We start from the raw sequence: 19,465 nt of genomic DNA, 5'->3' as shown, positions 1-19,465 counted from the left end.
AAATATGCATATGAAACCCATTGTTTCGTTTGAAGAATTTACATTTCAATATAAAAGCGTAGCTGAACCGACTCTAAGGGATATTACCTTTCATATTTATCCTGGCGAAAAAGTATTAATTGCTGGGCGAAGCGGGTCGGGAAAATCTACATTGGCTCATTGTATCAATGGGCTCATTCCTTTTTCTTATGAAGGGACAAGTACAGGAAACCTTTCCGTGTGCGGTATAGATCCTAGACATACGAGTGTATTTGAGTTAAGTCAATATGTAGGAACGATTCTGCAAGATCAAGATTCTCAATTTATCGGATTAACGGTTGAAGAAGACGTTGCGTTTGCGATGGAAAATGATTGTACGGGGCAAGAGGAAATGAAGCGAATTGTAGAACGTTCACTTGAAGAGGTAGACATGATTAAGTTTCATTCACATAGCCCTCACGATTTATCAGGAGGACAAAAACAGTCCGTTTCTCTTGCAGGCGTACTAGCTACAAATGCCGAGATTCTGCTGTTTGATGAACCTTTAGCGAATTTAGATCCTGTAAGCAGCGAAAAAGCAATTCAACTTATGAAAAAGATTCATAGACAAACGAATAAAACAATAATCATTATTGAGCATCGCATTGAAGAAATACTCAATCTTGATTTAGATAAAATTATTATTTTGGAAAATGGCCGTATCATTGCAAACGAAACACCGCTTAAGCTATTACAGAAAAATATTCTACAAAAGGCAGGGCTAAGGGAGCCTGTATACGTAGAAGCATTAAAAACATTGGAATATCCACTTTCGGACGAGGAAGTGTATCCGATAAAAAGTGTTAATTCTCATATATTACACGAAACGCTATCAAAATGGATGTTACAAAATCGAATACATGCAGAAAGATTCGAAAACAAATGTATATGTAAAATAGAGAATATATCGCATGCATATCCAAATAGAAATTTTGCATTAAAGGATATATGTATGCCTATATACAAAGGAGAAGTTCTCGCTCTTTTAGGAAACAATGGTGCTGGAAAGTCAACACTTGCTCATATCATGACAGGAATGAAAAAAGCCCAGCAAGGTAAAATTCTTTTAGAAGGAACGGATGTGACAAGATGGTCAATCCGAAAGCGGGGAGAGGTGGTCGCTTATGTGATGCAAAACCCTAACCATATGATTACACAAGCGACAGTATGGGAAGAAGCCGCTTTTGCTTTAAAATTGAAGAATACTTCAGAAGAAATACATAAAAAAGTAGAACAGGCATTACAAATTTGCGGTTTGTATCCATTTCGAAATTGGCCAGTACAAGCATTAAGTTATGGACAAAAAAAGCGTCTAACGATAGCTTCGATTCTCGTTACAAGTCCAAAAATTGTTATTTTAGACGAACCCACTGCAGGACAAGATTATTTTCATTACAAAGAATTCATGAATTTTATAGAAAAATTAGCTAAATGTGGAATTTCTTTTTTGTTGATTACACATGATATGAACTTAGCGATAGAATACGCCAAACGGGCGATTGTCTTACATAATGGCGAAATCATTGCAGATGATGCGGTAACTACCGTGTTAGCCAATGAGCATGTTTTAAAACGTGCAAACCTCCGCGAGAGCACACTTACCCGTCTAGCGAAACATGGGAACATACCACTTCCGCAGCTATTTGTTCAATCTTATATAGAAGCAAAAAGGAGGAACCGTCGTGAGTAAGATGGGGACACTATACATAGAAGATGAATCATATTTCCACCGTATGGATGGTGCTGTAAAGCTCATCCTATTTATTATATGGATGATTCTTACATTCCTGTTTTTTGATTTTCGTATTTTATTATTCTTATTACTAATTGGCTGCATACTAGTAGGTATCGCTAAAATTCCATCGCGTAGGATAGTACTTATTTTTACTGTTATTTTCACATTTAGTATTCTGAATTCTACCATGATTTTATTTATTACCCCAACACATGGATCGGAACTAACTGGTACATATACACCACTTCTTCACATTGGTTATGCGACTATTACACTCGAAACTCTTTTTTATGCAATGACATTATCATTAAAATATTTTACCTTATTACCGTTTACACTTATTTTTATTTACACAACTCATCCAAGTCAATTTGCCAGCAGCTTAAATAAAATTAGATTCCATTATAAAATAGCCTATGCAGTTAATATTGCACTGCGCTATATTCCGAATATACAAACAGAATATGAGCTCATTAAACATGCGCAGGAAGCAAGGGGGATTCCGTTTCATAAAGGAGAAGCAACTCTACTTCAACGCATTAAAAATCGAGTGACGATTTTTTGGCCGCTTGTAATCAATTCATTGGATCGAATTGATACCGTTTCGAATGCTATGGATTTACGAGGTTTTGGAAAAAAGGAGAAACGAACTTGGTACTATAGAACGGAAATGCAGTTTCTTGATTATCTGGCGCTTCTTATTGGGGTATGTGTTTTGATTTTCGCTATTTATTTAAAACTTACAACTTTTCATTCGTTTTGGTATCCTTTATGAATAATAGAAGAATGATTAGATAAGAGAGGAGGAAACTGTATTAGTTTCCTCTTTTCTTGCATATTGATTGTTTTCTTTGAGCGGAGAAGCCGTAGTTATAATTGAAACTTTTAAGTCACTAAGCTCTCCACCAATTAGTTGTAAAAATTGCTTTTTGATTTGTCCCGTGAAGAAGCCGTTAGAGGTTAATAATAATTTACTCATTTTAGATCCCCATCTTTTGAAACTAGTTTTTGTTTCAGTCTCCTATTTTACATGTTTGCAATGACATCCAAGTATCTTTAAATGTTATCATATTCTCCGTAACATATAACGGTTTGTGCTCACTTGGCTGTTTTTTACCCTTTGGATTAATCCAGATGGCGAACATGCCGGCATTAATCGCACCGATTACATCATTTTTCCAGGAATCGCCTACGTATACTGCATTCTTTGGCTTGATTCCATAATGTGAGAGAGGTATATGAAAGGCTTCACTTTTCGGTTTTTCAACCCTCATCTCTTCTGAAATAAAGATTTCTTGATCAGTAAACACCTTATGTAGATTTAATTTTATGAGTTTGGATCGTTGTTCATAGACTTTTCCGTTTGTGATAATACCAACTTGATACGTTTTTTTTAATTCACGGAGATATGCATTGACTACCTCTTCTGGTTTTAATAAGTGGATGAGCTGATTAAAGAACTCACCGAAATAGGTATCCGCCTCTTCTGCACTGATCTCCTGATTAAAATGTTTAAGTGTATAAATGAGACGTTGTTGCCTCACTTCATCTAAGGAAATCTGTCCTTGATCGTGCAATTTCCAAAAATGATGGTCATAATGATGATAGTGTGAGAAAAACTTCTCAAATGGTAAAGGTTTCGTGATGCTAGATTTATAAAAAGTATTTTTAGTAGCTTGCGTATAATAGATATCAAATGAAAAGAGGGTATTATCTAAATCAAATATGTGTTCATCCGGAGCTATTGTTATAAGTTCACGAGACTTCCATTTAATTCCTACATACGCTTCCATGACATATAGCCAGTAAATGAGAACATTCGACAGTATTTATAATGTTCCTTCATCAAAGAAAAAATTTGTCGAATTTGATAAGAGAATAAAAAGAATAAGTTGGGAATAAATAGGATTATTTGGGCGATGTGTAGAATATTACAACATCTTATTATTGAAGGAGATGTTGTAATGGAAGTAACTATTCATCCCGTTCAAATACAAGATGCTAGCGCAATTCATCGAATTTGCATACAAGATGCTGTTTTGCCATATATGGTTTTCCTGCCTAGTATGCGGGTAGATGCTATGGAAATAGAATTAGCAATTTAGGACCTAATCAATTCGAATTTGTTGCAGAGCTTGATGGTAATGTTGTTGAATTTAAGAAACATATCGATATAACGACTAAATTGTACAAAGAAACGGGACATTTAATGCACTGGGATAGACCTAATGAAATTGTTGAAGATGTTTTAAATTGGCTGAGATAATGAGAGGAAAGTACGGTGTTCAAAGCTGAAACCGTACTTTTTGTTTTACGTCCAGCGTGTGCATATTCTCTAGGGTTCAAATCCTGAATCACGAAGGCCGTAGTAGCAGTTTTGTTTTAGGTACTTTTTTTAGGCCCTAAATTATATATATGCTAAGATAAAAAAGAGATTTTGAAGAAGTGTAGCTTAGCTAACGAATAGACAAAAGCTATAGGACTGAGCCGTTTACTTTGAAAGACTAAATTTTATGATTTTCGAAGACATCCATATGAAAATAAAACAATTAATTTCCAAGAATATTAATTGTTTAGATACCATCTTGCCAAGTGGATTATGGAAAATGATTCAAGATTGATGGGTTTTTAAATGCAGCTAAAAAGTGACAGAAAGAATCGGAGAAATTGAGAATGATCATTCTTGACTTTCAGCTGATTGTAAAATTGCAGAGGAGTGTTCCTTGATGACAAATAGTAGAATGAATCCTAAGGTTGATGAATTTTTAAATGCAGCCGAGAAGTGGAAGGAAGAATATGAGAAGTTGAGAAATATAGTTCTTGACTGTGAGCTAACCGAAGAATTTAAATGGATGCATCCTTGTTACACGTTTGAGAAAAAAAACATAGTTTTAATACATGGATTTAAAGAATATTGTGCGCTTCTGTTTCACAAAGGTGCCTTGTTACAAGATGCCCAGGGGATTCTAATCCAACAAACGGAAAATGTACAGGCGGCACGCCAAATTCGGTTCGCCAATGTTCAAGAAATAGTTGAAATGGAACCCATCTTGAAAGCCTATATTTATGAAGCCATTGAAGTTGAAAGATCCGGCTTAGAAGTGAAAAAGAAAGAGCATAAAGAATTCATAATTCCTGAAGAACTTCAAAATAAATTCGATGAAATGCCTACTTTTAAAACTGCTTTTGAATCATTGACACCGGGACGGCAAAGAGCATATATTATTTATTTTTCTCAGCCCAAACAATCTAAAACTCGAGAGTCAAGGATTGGGAAATGTATCGAGAAAATTCTCGATGGAAAGGGATTAAATGATTGTACTTGTGGGCTATCTCAAAAGCAACCTAACTGTGACGGTTCACACAAATCATTGGATAAGAAAAAAATTTAATCAAACTTTAGGATATTATCTCACTTTGCGTTACCTGTGAACTCTTTTTAGTTCGCAGGTAACGCTCAATCAAATAATTTAAAATGAAAAAACAAAAAAATGATTCGTAGAGTATAAGCAAACTACCGTATAACAGGCTTACGCATTACCAGTTAAAAAAACTGCACACAAAAGTGTACACTTTGGCTTTTTGCTGAAAGGTACACTTTTCTTGAATTAATGGGTGCACTTCACCTGTACGCTAAGGACTTCGGATTTATATCATTCCATTATTCTTTAAATTGGTTTCACAAGCAATGCTATGCATCAGTATTTTGAATAAAATCAATCATTTTCTCCTTTAATTCAGTAGCAAATTCTGTACGTGTACTGAGATAGAATTGATTATTACTAGACAGATGTACACGTATAAGGTTTGCTGATCGCAATATCATCAGGTGATGATGGAGATTCCCTTTCGCTCCGCCTATATAACTTAGAATATCCGTAAATTTATATTTATCTCTTGAAAGAAACTGAAGTATATCTAAACGTTTTTGATCTGCTAGCGCTTTTGAAATGTTAAATATTTTTTCTCTTGATTCTTCAAAACTTACAGGATACCAAACAAACATTTTTTCTTTAAAAATACTAAAAGTATGGAGCGGACAAAAGTGAAGAGAAGGAATTAGAACAACGTGCTTAATTGTTGGAATTTCTATTTTAAGGCCAGTCGCAAACACTTCTACCAATTTTTCTGGTGAATATGTTTCAGCTTTTTCACTAAATTTTGAAGCCTCGTTAGCTATTTTTTTCTCTATATTCTCAAATTTAAAGTACTGGTTATACCACTCCGACAGGAAATAGAAATAATTATTTTTTTGATTTTCTAAACCAAGCAAAAAATGAGAATCCTCTTTTTTTAAGTGTGGCGCTAGTAATTCATACAATGTCGTTATTGATGCTTTCTGGAACCAATTTAAAAATGAATGAATATTCTCTTTTTGAGGACATCCTTCAATTATTAAGCATAGTACATCCCCGAACGATACATCTTCAAATTGATCAAGTTTATTTTTATATTCATCAGTTATTTTAGAATCAACTTCTTCAACCCAATTCATACCTTTATACAAATATTTTAGATTTTTCCTTCTTTTATATAATAAAAAACTTAAAAGTAATTCATAAACTATTGAATCATCCACTGCTACACGATATGACATTACTTACCTCCTACTAGGATATTAATTATAGAATATCAAAAAATATAACAATTGAACAATGTGTAAAATTCTGAATTTATTTACATTTTCGTGATTTTCTAATATTATTGAACTGTAAATGAGTTCTTCGTTCGAAGAACTAAATAAAATACCATTGGAGGTTGTATTTATGAATCAAATTTCTCATGAGCCTACATGTTGGAATTTACAAAGATTATATCCAAATGAATTGAATCAAACTTTATCCAATGAATTAAATGAAATTAAAACCTTAATTCATTATTTAAAAGAAGAGACTTATTCAAAATTCAACTCTGAAAGTTTTATTGATGAAAAAATGCTGCAAACCTTCTCCAAGGTCCGCAGCAGGCTTGAAAAAGCGGAATATTATTGTTACTGTCTTAGTTCTGAATCAAAAGATCATTCTATTCTTACTTCATTGCATAGCAATATAACTTCTTTCAAAGACGAAGTTCATTCTTTATTATTGGATTGGAAAAAATATATAAGTGAACTTCCTGTTGAAATCCAGAAGGAATGGTATAGTCTTCCTTTTGTGCAACCCTTTATTTTTGATTTATCTCCTAATATTTATAATGATATTGAAGAACAAATAATAAGCATAACAAAAAATGAATTAAATCATTGGAAAGCTATGTATACTCAACTTAAAAATAAATTAGAGATTGAATTAATTTATGATGATAATAAAAAGATAGTTTCTTTTAGTGAATTGAATCATTTAGCTATGAATCATGATGATCCCATCAAAAGAATGGAAGCGTTTGAGTTGCTAACGATTAAACTAGATAAGGAAAAGGCTCTTTTTGCTACCGTTTTTAATAACTTTGCACGGTTACGTCTGTTCCAAAACTGCGCCCTACAAAAAGACGATATATTATCAGATTCTCTGCATTTAAATGGAATTTCTCGAAAATCACTCTTTACAATGTGGGAGACAATAGATGAGAATTTGAAAAATTTAACTGTTTTTCTGAACTTTAAAAGGAAGAATGTAGAAAAGCTAACATGGCATCAATTGATGACTTCTCAAGAAAATGAGCAAAGAAAAATGCCTTTTTCAAAGGCCGTAGAAGAAATATTCAATGCATTTAAAAATATTGACGATGAAATTGCTCAATTTGCACTTCATGCCATAACAGATGGCTGGGTAGATGCAGAGCCAAGAACGAATAAACCTTCTGGAGGTTTTTGTGCGCCTTTTTTAAGTGAAGGAGAATCTAGAATTTCTTTACGATATGACAGAACGATAGAGAGTGCAAGGATACTAGCACATGAACTAGGCCATGCATGGCATTTTAAGCAATTAGAAGATGATCCCTCAATTTTCTTTTTAGAAGAACGTTTTCCAATGAGTATCGCAGAGTGTTCATCTATTTTATTTGAATTAATTTTTGTGGATCATTTAATTACAGTTACAAGTGATTTAGAAATTAAACAATCTTTACTTAACTATAAAATACAAAGTAGTTTAAATTATTTAATGGCAGTTCGAGGATCATTTATATTCGAGCAACTTTTCTATGAAAAAAGTAAAGATGGCCCATTAAGTCCTATTCAGATAGAAGAATTATCAATTGAATCTCAGAAAAGAGCGTATGGTAATAGCTTAGAACAGTATCAACCTTTTGTTTGGATGAAATATGGGCATTTTTATGAACCCACCGTTCCTTATTATAATTATCCTTATACTTTTGGTTATCTATTAAGTCTAGGTCTGCTAGCCATCGCAAAGCAAGATGGTAGTGAATTTCATTCGAAATATAAAAGGTTCTTAAGTGAAACTGGAAAAAGGTCAGTTGAAGAATTAGTATACCATTACTTTAATATTGACCTTTCTAATCCACAATTTTGACAGCAGTCTGTTAATCAAATTATTACGGATATAGAAGAATATATTCATCTTTCAAATAATTAATTTTAATCCCGTTAATTTCAAAGCCAGAATAATTTTCTTGTGTCAAAGATACCTTTAGTAAATATTCAAGTCTCATAAACGACCGTTTTTAGAAAATAGAATGACTTGACTGTCCTTACAACTTTTAATTCGGATTTCTAGGACTAAAAGTATCACCAAAATTAAATAACTGAAATTTCAATGTATTAACCGTTTTTGGTACAGAATTAGCGTGGGTTTTATGTTATTTGGTGGCGGTGACCCATGCTATTGGTGAATTTATTTCTGATTTCTACATACTTCCTGGTATTCTACTATTAATTGGTGAGTTAATGGTAAACGTCAAGTAACTCCAAAATATACAATAAAGATTGCTTTTAGATTTGTTTGCCGTATTTATTATTTCGGTTCTAGATGCTAATTATTTTGTTGTGTGGTTTTCTCTGAAGGTTTTTAACTAGTAACCAAATATGTATAATTGCATAAATAAATTGAAAAATATGAGGTATTATTAAACTATATATTTCATACAGGTGAGTAGTCTTACTTAAATGTGAAACCGTTTGTATTTTTTAGAAAGAATTATTTGTTACTAATGAGAGAAAATTAAATTTTAAAGGGGATTGGTGTATATGGTGTTCCGAAATACAAAACTTGCTATTTTTACTATTTCTTCATTTTTCATTTTAGGTTCTGCATCCTTATCATTTACTAATACCGTGTATGGTGAAGGAGCTTCTTCATCTTCGAAAGTAACTGAAGGGGTAACTTCAACTAATTATGATGATACATATTATAATAGCGTGAAGGGGAAAACGGGCCTAGAGTTAAAAAAGGAACTTCATAATATTATTGATAATCATACAAAGATATCCTACAGTGCAGTTTGGGAAGCGCTAAGAGATACTGATGAAGATCCAAATAATAAAAATAATGTACTTCTCTTATATACAGGGCGTTCGCAAGGGAAATTTACAAGTGGTTCAGGGGTCGATAATTGGAACCGAGAGCATGTTTGGGCAAAATCTCACGGTGAATTTGGGACGGCTGCAGGGCCTGGAACGGATCTTCATCATTTAAGAGCTACAGATGTATCTGTAAATAGCTCACGTGGAAATTTGGATTTTGATAACGGTGGTGTGAACCATCCAGAAGCAACAGAATGTAAATATGATAATGATTCTTGGGAGCCTCGTGATAGTGTAAAAGGCGATATTGCTAGAATGCTATTTTACATGGCTGTTCGTTATGAAGGGGATAACGGTGAAGTAGATTTGGAACTAAATGATAAAGTAAACAATAATAAAGCTCCCTATATGGGAAAGCTATCTGTTTTGCTAAAATGGAATGAACAAGATCCTGTTGATGATTTGGAGCGAAAGCGTAATGAAATAATCTATACAAAGTATCAACATAACCGGAATCCATTTATTGATCATCCTGAATGGGCAAATAAAATTTGGAAATAAATAAGTAAAAACATAGTTTGAAAAATATAAAGTGGAAAGGAGTGGTCATAAGGATCACTCCTTTTTCGTGTTTATTATACAATAATTGGTCTGTAATGGATAAGTGAGGAAAGTAAAAGACTTTTTGCTAAACCTCTATTATTATGTATAATTGAATTATCTGAAAAATATAATTGCATGCTTACGGAGACGGTATTATGAATTATATGGATTCTAATAATTTTGTTTTACATGCAAAAAGTAAACAGTTTTATTGGGAAGGTCACGGCCAATTATCTATTAAAACATTTTCTAACGGAAAAGCACATTATAGGACTAGTAAAGGTTTTTTTGCTGTCGAGGAAAGTAGATATTTACTTCTTAATAAAGGGTCTTATACAATTTCAATTGATGAAAATAAGGAAGTTGAATCTTTTTGCATCTTTTTTAAAGACGGATTTGCAGAGGGAATTTTAAACTCATTACGAGAATCAAATAATAGACTTCTTAGTGATCCGTTTAAGAATAGGAACGATATCGAATTCTTTGAAAAAACTTATGATACAAGTAAAACTTTATTGTATCAAATAACAAAATTTAAAGAGAATTTACCTATTCTTGAGAATGACCCAGTTGGCTATGAAGAACAATTTCATAAGTTAATACAAATCATTCTATTTGAACATTTTGACGCATGGAAAGAAGTCGAATCATTAAGAGCAGTACGTAATTCTACAAGAGAAGAATTGTATAGAAGGATTAGTATCGCACATGAATATATAAGGGCCTATTATGATAGACCAATTAAATTGAATGAAATTGCCCAAATTGCTTGTTTATCGCCAAACCATTTGTTAAGAACATACTCACAAATATATCGTAAAACACCTCATCAGCACATATCAGAGTTTAGAGTTCGGAAAGCGAAAAAGCTTTTAACACAACTAGATTTCAATATGACTGATATAACATTTGAACTAGGATTACAAAACCCTGTATCTTTTAGCAAAATGTTTAAACAGCATGTTGGGATTTCCCCTATTGAATTTCGAAAAAAGGTGATTTTGGATAAGAAATACAAAGTTTAATCGTATATTCTTAGAATGAAATGATTTTGAAAGGGGAATTCTCATTGGAAACTACTATGATTCAAAAAATCGGACAAATTGGGGTACCAGTTAAAGATTTAGATAGGGCAATTCATTTTTATAAAGATAAACTTGGGCTATCACTTCTATTTAATACTGATAGTATGGCATTCTTTGAATGTAACGGGTTGCGTCTCTTTTTAAGTCTTCCAGAAAAAGAGAAATTTGCTCAATCTAGTTCGGTCATTTATTTTCAAGTTGAAAACATTAAAGAGACTTACGAAGATCTATTAAGCAAGGAAATTATTTTCATCGATGAACCACATATTGTAGCGAAAATGGGACAATTAGAAACATGGATGACATTCTTTAAAGATACAGAAGGTAATACACATGCTTTAATGAGTGAAGTGCAATGTCAATGAAAGAGACCGTTGATAATGGTCTCTTTCACTACTTTTAGTTTTTTAGTATTTCACAAAATAGAAAAAATTTCACTTTGTTTGGTGGTACGATACTAGCGAAAATGAGAATAAGACAGATAAAAGGATAGTACTAATATCGGAGGGAGAATAAGTTGGTCATTGAATTGTTTATCAAAGGATTAATCATTGGGCTTAGTATCGCTGCTCCTGTTGGACCTATTGGAGTTTTATGTATACGACGCACATTGGAGTACGGAAAATGTATTGGTTTTATGTCAGGATTAGGTGCAGCAACAGCTGATGGGCTGTATGGGCTGATTGCTGGACTTGGTTTAACATTTATAACTAATTTTTTAGTTGAACAACAAGGGTGGATTCATGTTGTTGGTAGTATATTTTTATTATATCTAGGATTGAAGATTTTCGTTTCAAAACCATCAAAAACATCAGCTAAAGCCAATGGTAATAATGTTTTTGGAGCATATGCTTCAACCTTTCTTTTAACTATTACAAATCCAGTAACCATATTATCTTTCTTAGCCATTTTTTCTGGACTTGGAATGTCTAATTCGAATAATGATACAATAATTAGCTTAGTCGTAGTATTAGGAGTATTTTCTGGTTCTACATTATGGTGGTTCATTCTTAGCAGTGTAACAGGAGTATTGATGAGTCGAATGAAAAATTTCCCTTTAAAAATTGTAAATCGTATTTCTGGATTCATTATAATAATGTTTGGTTTATGGTCTATGTACAATTTAATGAAAGGCTTTGTTACATAAAATAAGAGATTTTAGATTACCACTTTTTTCTTTGTGAGAATAATATTATTACGATATTACAAATAATTGACAGTTATGTATTGGTAAAATATAATTCATATGTGAAATATTTGTTAACTTATAGAAAAATGAGGAAAGTATGTAGAGATAGTTGTAAAACTCCAGATAAATGATTGGGAATACAATTATTTTTATTTTCCTTGTTTAGTGTAGAATTTGTTCTCTGCAGAAAGGGTGTTTTCTATGCAAGTAGCAGCAAGGGAATTATATGCTTTAATTAGAGAGGTATATCATCAATTACAAAATAATCTCGAGAATCAATTGAAACAATTCGATATTAGTGTAGTTCAATTTGGAGTTATACAAGTGTTATCAGAGTCAGAAAAAACTTCGATGTCTCATTTAAAACAAAAAATTGGTTGTGCTCCTAGTAATGTTACTACTATAATTCAACGGATGAAGAGAGATGGGTTTGTAACAACGACTAAAAATCCAAACGATCAAAGAGAAACGTTAGTATATTTAACTGAAAAAGGTAAAGAAACGAAAGAAAAGGTAAATGTTCAATACAAAGCATTTCTTAAAGAAAATTTTTCATATTTTGATGAAGAAAAATGTATTACTTTATCAGAAATTCTCAAAGACTATAAGCATCATTTGTTAAATGTTGGGGAAGAAGTGCAAAAGTGTAACTAATAGTTGCATTTTTGTTTACATAAATAATTCATATATGAATTATTTATCTGAGTATTTATTTCATATATGAAATAAAATCTGAAGCCGAGGGGGAGATGGAAATGATTGATAAAGGAATGAGACATATGCTAATTCTACTAGCAATTGTAGCATTTTTTATTGGAATGGATTCTTTAGTGGTATCACCTTTAATTCCTGATATTGCTAAAGCTACTGCAACACCACTGGAAAGGGGAGGATGGTTAATTACTTCTTATGCATTATTCTATGGAATAACTGCTCCATTTTTTGGTCCAATTTCTGATAAATTTGGGCGTAAACAAATGATTGTGACAGGGATGGTTATATTTTCAATAGGAACGTTTTGTACAGGACTATCAGAAAATTTTAATACAATTTTAGTTTTTCGTGCTTTAACAGGCTTATCTGGGGCTATGGTGATGCCAAGTATTTTTGCGTTAATAGGTGATAAAGTACCATATAAAATGCGGGGCAGTGCAATGGGAATAATCATGGGGGCTATGGTTGGTTCTACTGTACTAGGGGTACCAATTGGAGCTTTCTTAACTTCCATCGGTAATTGGCAATGGACTTTTTATGGTATTGGGATTTTAGGGATGATTGTAGCATTTATTATTATGGGTATCTTGCCTAAAACACCACAAACAAATCAAATTCTGATTTTTGCATCAGTAGCAATGATTTCTGCCATAAAGACAGCCTTTACAAATACATCTGTGTTTTTTGCATTATTGTCTACTTTCTTATGGACTGTCAGTTTGCAAGGCATGTTTTCTTATATTGGAGTTTATTACAAAGAGAATTTTGACTTTAGTGTTGAAAAAATAGGAATGGTCATTTTTTTAGCAGGAGCCGGTAGTATTATTGGCAACGTCATAGGAGGTAAATTAGCAGATAAAATCGGTAAAAAAGCAGTTGTCTCAATTGCTACTATTATCGCTGCAGTTGGAGTTGTTAGTTTCACTTTGTTAACTGAACATATAATATTTGCAATAATTGTACATGTATTATGGAGTACATCAATTGGATTTGGACAATCTTCATTAACAGCATTAATTTCAGAGTTAAGTCCCAAAGTAAGGGGCACTATAATGGCTCTAAATGGCTCAGCGATGTATATCGGAATGATGATTGCCTCTACAGGTGCTTCCTGGCTATTGGAAGGCGGACAGACATTTTTAGCTATTGGTATAATGTGTGCAATTGCAAGTTTCTTAGTGCTGCCAATTATTCATTACTTAATAAAAGAAAATTCGATTACACCAGTAGATGAACAACGAGTTCAAGTAAAATAATTTGAGAATATTTCATAGAAAATACTTTGCTATTATGGTGGCTAATATTAAAAAAGGTCTTTTAATGGTCATATGAGTAAAGAGATTTTTTGAGAAGTAATTCCTTGGTAATTGTATAGGATTATTATTAAGGAATGATAATTAAATGTTGCTTGAAAGTGTTGAAAGGAATTAGTAACAGGTGTGTTTTTTTGCTAGAAAGAAGAAAGGAGAGCGCATATTAATCATAAATACGATGTGTTCTCCTTTTACTAAACTAAAGAGCATAAGCACTTAATAAAAAACATAATTAATTCAATTTAGAAGTTATTAATTAATCGTTGTATTGCATCAATTACTACAAATGGTTCATCATTTTGTATATAGTGGGTACTATTTTCTGCAATTATAAGCTCACTTTTTGTAGATATCTCAAGAATCTCTTTTTGCATTTCATTCCATAATTCTTGAGATTTTTTAGAATAATGATCTTTTTTTCCTGCTGATAAAACGATTAAGGGAACGTTTAATTGTTGTTTTGTTTGTTTTAGCTGCTTTAGACTTGCGGTGAATTCATCGTATGTACTTTCATAAATAAATTGGTCGTTATATGCTTGTTGAAATTCTTTTGACATTGTTGGAAGAAATCTTTCTTTATAGCTTTCTGGTGTAGAATCAATCAAAAGTAATGCAGCGACGTTGTTAGGATACTTTGTAGCATATATCCGCATGTTTACGCCACCAAAAGAATGACCTACTAATATGTATGGAGGTTGTATCTTCATTTTTATTAGAAGTTGGTTCAATTCTTCTACCATCTCTTGGCTCGTTCTAGGATTAAGGCTTTTTTCGCTTTTTCCTAATCCAGCTCTATCATAGACAAGTACTTCCGTTAGCAGAGAAATTTCATTAATTATTGAACTCCAAGTTTTAGAATAATCTCCATATCCAGCATCCATTACAATAGTAGGTTTGTCTGTTTTTTCCCCATACAGCTTTGTGAATAATTTGAAACCACTAATTTGTATAAACTGCTCTTTCTCTCGAATAGGCATTTTCTCTCTTAGTTTCACATTAATCCTCCTAGTAATTAACAGTATATTTTTTCTTTCTAAGACAGTATTGAAAATAAATGCATTTGACTAGAATCTCTAAATAGAATTGTATCATATGTGAAATAAGATGTTAGTTTTTATACGGGTTTAATTCTCCTTTAACAATCATTGTTCAAGTCATTTGGAAAAACTAAACTGTTTGCAAGAAGAGGAGGTTTATGAGGTGACCCAAATTGCTTAAGGTCATCTCTATTATTATTTTAATTTAGAACGATTGAGGACAGAGAATTTGGATAACGGTCAGTTGGTTTTATCCAATTCAGATTTAGAAAATATTATGTAAATATACTAATAAGAAACAAGCCTCAATAAGCTTGTTTCTTATCTTGAACAGGTATATCCGTCCGATCAATAATTAAATTATATGTCAGTCCCATTAATACTAACAAACCACCAACTATCCTACCAATTGATATGTCATGTGAATTGAAAAAATCCAGTATAATGCCCATACCTAATTGACCGATAAAAATGAGTAATGTCAAATAGAAGGAAGAAATTTTAGGAATAATATAGTTTGATAATCCAATAACTATAACGCCTACCAATCCCCCTAAATAGGCAAGGAACGGTATGGACTGCAAAGTCGTGTAGGACATGTTAAAAGCTTCATTACTAAAAATTAAAAATAGCAACGAAAAAGCGAGACCAGTAATATAGTTGAAAAATGTACCTTGGAAAATTCCAATTTGAATTGCTAAGTTTGCGTTAATCACCCTTGCGATTACAATGGAACAGCCAGCTAAAATGGCAATGCATATATATAACATCATTTCTCCTCCATTAAAAAGTATTCATAATACTAATTCCAGAAGCAATTAGTAATAAGCCGACCATTTTCTTTTTTTCAAACTTCACAGCGTTCATTCCTAATAATCCAAAATGATCAATCATAATAGAAGTAATCGATTGACCGAGTAAACCTAAAGCGATTGTCAAGGATACACCGAGTGTTGAAAAGCTAACATTTGTAAAGAGTACAGTGAACACCCCGATGGCTCCGGCGCTATATAAGTAAAGTGGAATACCTTTCTGGATCTTAATTTTAAATTTACCGATTAGTAAAATGATAATGACCGCAATTAATCCAACAATATGAATAAGAACGCTAGCGTTATAATTTCCTATAACTTCTGCTAAGATGCCATTTAGTGGAATCATCAGTGCGATGAGAGCACCGATAAATGCGGAAAGTAATTTATACATAGTGTTTCCCCCTTGCATTTTTAAAGTTAATTTATCATGATTGAAGTATCGTGTATTATGACATATGTCATAGTGAAGAGGGGATTTGGAGAATTTATGAAAAAAATATATGATTCGAAGAAGTTAGATGAGTATATTCAAAAGAATAATATTAAAGATTTTTTTAGTCATGATATAAAGCCTGTGATGGAGTTATTGTTATTTAAAAAGAATGAATATATATGTAGAGAAAATGAAACGCTTTATTATCTTTATTTTTTTGTAGAGGGAAAATCCAAGGTATATACGACTTTAAGTAACGGTAAGTCGTTATTATTAACTTTTTATAATGGGTTTGAAGTCATAGGAGATGTAGAATTAGTTCGTTCTCAAAAAACTTTTTCTAATGTTCAAGTGATCGAGGACTCATATTGCGTTGGAATTCCATTAGAAAAAATTAGAACGCATTTACTTCAGGATGCAACCTTTTTAAGCTTTATTTGTGATTCTTTAGCATATAAACTTGCTAGACTTGCTCAAAATAGTTCCATTAATTTACTATATCCACTTGAGAATCGATTAGCCAGTTATATTCTTGCGACAGGTGAAAGGGGAGGAGATAAAGAAAAAACGATAATATTTCAAGGGAATTTAACCGAAATATCGGAGTTATTAGGAACAAGCTATCGGCATTTACTGCGAACGTTAAATATTCTTTGTGAAAAAGGAGTGTTAGAGAAGAAGGAGAGTTATTTGGAGGTAATAGACGAGTCTTTACTGCAAGAATTAGCGGCAGATATTTATAAACAAAATTAAATATCTGTTTGTAAGTGAAGTTGTGAGTAGGGTCAGGTGATTTTCATTAATGATGAAAATACGATAAAAAATGAAATAGGCTCGGTCTTCCTTTAGGTAGTTCTGCTTTAATAGCAATAGGTCCGATTTTCCTTAATGTACAGAAAATCGGCTTTTTTCTTGCCGAAATTAGCTTAGCGTACACTAGTCATTTATTTTTTAGAATAGCGGAAGAATATATAGAAAATGCTACATAAATAGGAAGTTTGATTAACTTAGGGGGGACAACTTTGTTCAATTGGATAGTAAAATCTATACCTAATTTATTTACGATTGGAAATTTATTGTGCGGTGTTTTTTCAATTACCTTAAATATGAGCGGCTTTTTGGAAGCGGCCTGCATTTTTATTTTCTTTTCGGCTGTTTTAGATCTTCTTGATGGAAGGATTGCGAGAAAATTAAAAGTGAATAGTGAGTTTGGTGTAGAATTGGATTCCTTAGCTGATATTGTTAGTTTTGGCGTTGCTCCTGCACTTTTATTTCATTCGATAGCGGTACCATCTATTTTAACTTCTTTGGCATTTATCCTCTTCCCAACGATGGGTGCTTTAAGATTAGCTAAATTTAGTGTTAAACCAACCATTGGGTATTTTATGGGATTACCTATTCCAGCTGCTGGATTACCATTGGCTGTCATGGGATTGTTTTCATATAGTAATGCATGGATTACCTTAATTCTCGCTCTCTTAATGGTAAGTCCAATTAGGTTTAAAAAACTTTAAGAGGAGGTACCGTCTCTTGCCCATTAAGTTAAGATCTCTTAATACCCCCCAACGAGAATATTGCCCTATGGGTAACTTGTTTTTTTAGGTTGATGGCAATTGGGTAATAGGCCCAAATCATAAAAGGCTATTCCATCACCTCTTCAAGGCGTAACTACAATAAGGACAAGCCAGTTTTGGCTTGTCCTTATTGTAGTTACGCCCGGCGAATTCAAACGGCAATCACACAAAGCCGCTATTCACCCCAGATCTATCACCCTTGCCACAACGCAGGTTTTGTCACCATGAACCATAACATCGCCATTAAAAGAACAATGTAAATCCAAACAGAACGCCGTAACAATTGAATCAAGGTGTCCTTGTCTTGGCCCGTTTCGCTGAATTTCCGAATGGTCGGCGAAAAGGCGCGGGCCAGGAAAAATAATGAACTCGCCATGAGAATAAGGGTCATCACTATCCAAGGGGTCTTCCAAGTCCAAGGGCCCGCCAGTACAAGCAAAACCCCGGATGCAACCAGCACATGCCCAGCATGCTTGGCCAGCCTGACCGAAAATCGGAATACATCCAGATAAGCCTGACGCGCGTAGGCCTCTGAAGCCCGCAATTTTTTGATGAGCGGAAGCAATACAAAAAACGGGCCGATGGATAAGATTACACTGAAAATATGTACATATAGAAGCAGTCGATACAACATGTCCATCCTTATATCACATTAACCTTCGATGGGACAGAATTCATGAACCCAAACTCTCATATTTGGCAGCCATGGCATACCAGGGTGAAGAGACAGGATAGATTTCTTATATTCCTCCACATTCGCATAGCCTTCTTGACGGGCATGCTCATCAGTCAATTCGCCAAGTGACTGCGAATAGACCTTCTCCACAACATACCGATGACCTTGAAGCTCCATCACTTCCCCGACATCCGCATATCTCCCGTTGCGGCGAGTAGCCGTTTTCTGTCCTGCAAGCACTTTTTCTATGTCCTCCTGAATTGTGATAAGACGTTCAATCGTACATGTTTTTGGTGGTAAAGCGTTCGTTTCATTTTGGTTTGTCATCTGGGTCACTCTCCTTTTTTTATTTAAGCATAAGTCCACTTTATCATATAAAAAAATTATTCTATATAGCAAGTTTCTACTTAATAGTGATAATAAACTTTCATACAATGTTTATACGATAAAACACCAATAATGGGAAAAAGCAGCGCTTAGTTTTGGTGCAAAAATCTCAAGATAATAGCAATTGATCTCTGAATTTTGGACATATAGATACTAGTACTCTAAAAAAGGAGGTAATCGGTATGGAAAATCAAAATTTGTTCAAATGTATCAGGAGGATTATTATGATCCGGAGACGGAGAACAAGGATGTTACAGAAATTTATGTGACAAAGCATCGGAATGGACCTGTTGGATTGGTGAAGCTGCGTTTTTTGAAAGAGTATGGAAGGTTTGTGGAAGGAGGGGAAGAAAGCCCACTGATGGTGGTTTCGTTTTATTAGAATACAAGATTTGTATTTTGTATTATTGGTGTGTGTGTCCCTATTACACTACCTCTAAAGATGTATAGAACTTTAATACTT

General features: G+C 33.2%; 20 protein-coding genes and 3 pseudogenes. 15 read left to right on the top strand and 8 right to left on the bottom strand.

What is annotated here, in order from left to right:
- Positions 1-10 precede the first annotated feature (10 nt).
- Complete coding sequence (locus PLX19_RS18000; RefSeq protein ID WP_272190233.1) at positions 11-1,708, top strand: ABC transporter ATP-binding protein; 1,698 nt, start codon at positions 11-13, stop codon at positions 1,706-1,708.
- 1 nt (position 1,709) lies between these two features.
- The gene (locus PLX19_RS17995) at positions 1,710-2,528 is read left to right on the top strand and encodes an energy-coupling factor transporter transmembrane component T family protein (RefSeq protein WP_272190232.1); all 819 of its coding nucleotides are present in this window, start codon (positions 1,710-1,712) and stop codon (positions 2,526-2,528) included.
- Between the two features lie 15 nt (positions 2,529-2,543).
- Here the strand turns inward: PLX19_RS17995 and PLX19_RS17990 are convergent, their stop codons facing one another.
- On the bottom strand, positions 2,544-2,732 hold the full coding sequence (locus PLX19_RS17990) for a hypothetical protein (RefSeq protein ID WP_272190128.1): 189 nt from the start codon (positions 2,730-2,732) through the stop codon (positions 2,544-2,546).
- A 34-nt stretch (positions 2,733-2,766) separates the two neighbouring features.
- Positions 2,767-3,546: an HAD family hydrolase gene (locus tag PLX19_RS17985; RefSeq protein WP_272190127.1), complete on the bottom strand. Its 780-nt coding sequence runs from the start codon at positions 3,544-3,546 to the stop codon at positions 2,767-2,769.
- 171 nt (positions 3,547-3,717) lie between these two features.
- On the opposite strand from PLX19_RS17985, the pseudogene PLX19_RS17980 reads away from it, so the two are divergent.
- The 3 genes and pseudogenes from PLX19_RS17980 to PLX19_RS17970 form a co-directional block, all read left to right on the top strand.
- Positions 3,718-3,911: pseudogene (locus PLX19_RS17980) on the top strand (GNAT family N-acetyltransferase); the annotation flags it as partial.
- Positions 3,906-4,019: pseudogene (locus PLX19_RS17975) on the top strand (alpha/beta hydrolase); the annotation flags it as partial. The pseudogenes PLX19_RS17980 and PLX19_RS17975, both read left to right, overlap by 6 nt.
- Positions 4,020-4,479: 460 nt before the next feature.
- A complete protein-coding gene (locus tag PLX19_RS17970) occupies positions 4,480-5,145 on the top strand; it encodes a DUF1801 domain-containing protein (protein WP_272190125.1) in 666 nt (221 codons plus the stop codon).
- A 299-nt stretch (positions 5,146-5,444) separates the two neighbouring features.
- On the opposite strand, the gene PLX19_RS17965 is transcribed toward PLX19_RS17970, so the two are convergent.
- Positions 5,445-6,350, bottom strand: coding sequence for a winged helix-turn-helix domain-containing protein (locus PLX19_RS17965; RefSeq protein ID WP_272190124.1), 906 nt, complete (start codon positions 6,348-6,350; stop codon positions 5,445-5,447).
- A gap of 169 nt (positions 6,351-6,519) precedes the next feature.
- Here PLX19_RS17965 and PLX19_RS17960 point away from each other — a divergent pair, with 169 nt between their 5' ends.
- The 7 genes from PLX19_RS17960 to PLX19_RS17930 all read left to right on the top strand — a co-directional run bounded on the left by PLX19_RS17960 (position 6,520) and on the right by PLX19_RS17930 (position 14,023).
- Positions 6,520-8,226, top strand: coding sequence for a M3 family metallopeptidase (locus PLX19_RS17960; protein WP_272190123.1), 1,707 nt, complete (start codon positions 6,520-6,522; stop codon positions 8,224-8,226).
- A gap of 674 nt (positions 8,227-8,900) precedes the next feature.
- Complete coding sequence (locus PLX19_RS17955; RefSeq protein WP_272190120.1) at positions 8,901-9,737, top strand: endonuclease I family protein; 837 nt, start codon at positions 8,901-8,903, stop codon at positions 9,735-9,737.
- Positions 9,738-9,934: 197 nt separating this feature from the next.
- Positions 9,935-10,804: a helix-turn-helix domain-containing protein gene (locus PLX19_RS17950; RefSeq protein WP_272190119.1), complete on the top strand. Its 870-nt coding sequence runs from the start codon at positions 9,935-9,937 to the stop codon at positions 10,802-10,804.
- Positions 10,805-10,848: 44 nt separating this feature from the next.
- Positions 10,849-11,229 carry a VOC family protein gene (locus tag PLX19_RS17945; protein WP_272190118.1) on the top strand — a complete coding sequence of 127 codons (381 nt, stop codon included), beginning with the start codon at positions 10,849-10,851 and terminating at the stop codon, positions 11,227-11,229.
- Between the two features lie 152 nt (positions 11,230-11,381).
- A complete protein-coding gene (locus tag PLX19_RS17940) occupies positions 11,382-12,011 on the top strand; it encodes a LysE family translocator (RefSeq protein WP_272190117.1) in 630 nt (209 codons plus the stop codon).
- A 243-nt stretch (positions 12,012-12,254) separates the two neighbouring features.
- Positions 12,255-12,707, top strand: a complete 453-nt coding sequence (locus PLX19_RS17935) for a MarR family winged helix-turn-helix transcriptional regulator (RefSeq protein ID WP_272190116.1) — start codon at positions 12,255-12,257, stop codon at positions 12,705-12,707.
- Positions 12,708-12,808: 101 nt separating this feature from the next.
- A complete protein-coding gene (locus tag PLX19_RS17930) occupies positions 12,809-14,023 on the top strand; it encodes an MFS transporter (protein WP_272190115.1) in 1,215 nt (404 codons plus the stop codon).
- A 299-nt stretch (positions 14,024-14,322) separates the two neighbouring features.
- On the opposite strand, the gene PLX19_RS17925 is transcribed toward PLX19_RS17930, so the two are convergent.
- The 3 genes from PLX19_RS17925 to PLX19_RS17915 all read right to left on the bottom strand — a co-directional run bounded on the left by PLX19_RS17925 (position 14,323) and on the right by PLX19_RS17915 (position 16,323).
- On the bottom strand, positions 14,323-15,057 hold the full coding sequence (locus PLX19_RS17925; protein WP_272190231.1) for an alpha/beta fold hydrolase: 735 nt from the start codon (positions 15,055-15,057) through the stop codon (positions 14,323-14,325).
- A gap of 365 nt (positions 15,058-15,422) precedes the next feature.
- The gene (locus PLX19_RS17920; RefSeq protein WP_272190114.1) at positions 15,423-15,887 is read right to left on the bottom strand and encodes a DMT family transporter; all 465 of its coding nucleotides are present in this window, start codon (positions 15,885-15,887) and stop codon (positions 15,423-15,425) included.
- Between the two features lie 13 nt (positions 15,888-15,900).
- Positions 15,901-16,323 (bottom strand): DMT family transporter, encoded by a 423-nt coding sequence (locus tag PLX19_RS17915; RefSeq protein ID WP_272190113.1) that lies wholly within the window; start codon positions 16,321-16,323, stop codon positions 15,901-15,903.
- Between the two features lie 96 nt (positions 16,324-16,419).
- On the opposite strand from PLX19_RS17915, the gene yeiL reads away from it, so the two are divergent.
- Positions 16,420-17,118 (top strand): transcriptional regulator YeiL, encoded by a 699-nt coding sequence (gene yeiL / locus PLX19_RS17910; RefSeq protein ID WP_272190112.1) that lies wholly within the window; start codon positions 16,420-16,422, stop codon positions 17,116-17,118.
- A gap of 269 nt (positions 17,119-17,387) precedes the next feature.
- A complete protein-coding gene (gene pssA, locus PLX19_RS17905; RefSeq protein ID WP_272190111.1) occupies positions 17,388-17,879 on the top strand; it encodes a CDP-diacylglycerol--serine O-phosphatidyltransferase in 492 nt (163 codons plus the stop codon).
- Positions 17,880-18,132: 253 nt separating this feature from the next.
- On the opposite strand, the gene PLX19_RS17900 is transcribed toward pssA, so the two are convergent.
- Positions 18,133-18,573 (bottom strand): DUF2269 family protein, encoded by a 441-nt coding sequence (locus PLX19_RS17900; protein WP_272190230.1) that lies wholly within the window; start codon positions 18,571-18,573, stop codon positions 18,133-18,135.
- Between the two features lie 18 nt (positions 18,574-18,591).
- Positions 18,592-18,942, bottom strand: coding sequence for an ASCH domain-containing protein (locus PLX19_RS17895; protein ID WP_272190110.1), 351 nt, complete (start codon positions 18,940-18,942; stop codon positions 18,592-18,594).
- Between the two features lie 265 nt (positions 18,943-19,207).
- On the opposite strand from PLX19_RS17895, the pseudogene PLX19_RS17890 reads away from it, so the two are divergent.
- Positions 19,208-19,384, top strand: a pseudogene (locus PLX19_RS17890) (DnaB-like helicase C-terminal domain-containing protein); the annotation flags it as partial.
- Between the last annotated feature and the right edge of the window lie 81 nt (positions 19,385-19,465).

The sequence above is a fragment of the Bacillus sp. BP-3 genome (assembly GCF_028401955.1).
Lineage (GTDB): Bacteria > Bacillota > Bacilli > Bacillales > Bacillaceae_G > Bacillus_A.
Note: the sequence above shows the minus strand (reverse complement) of the source record. Positions and strands in the feature narration are given on the sequence as shown.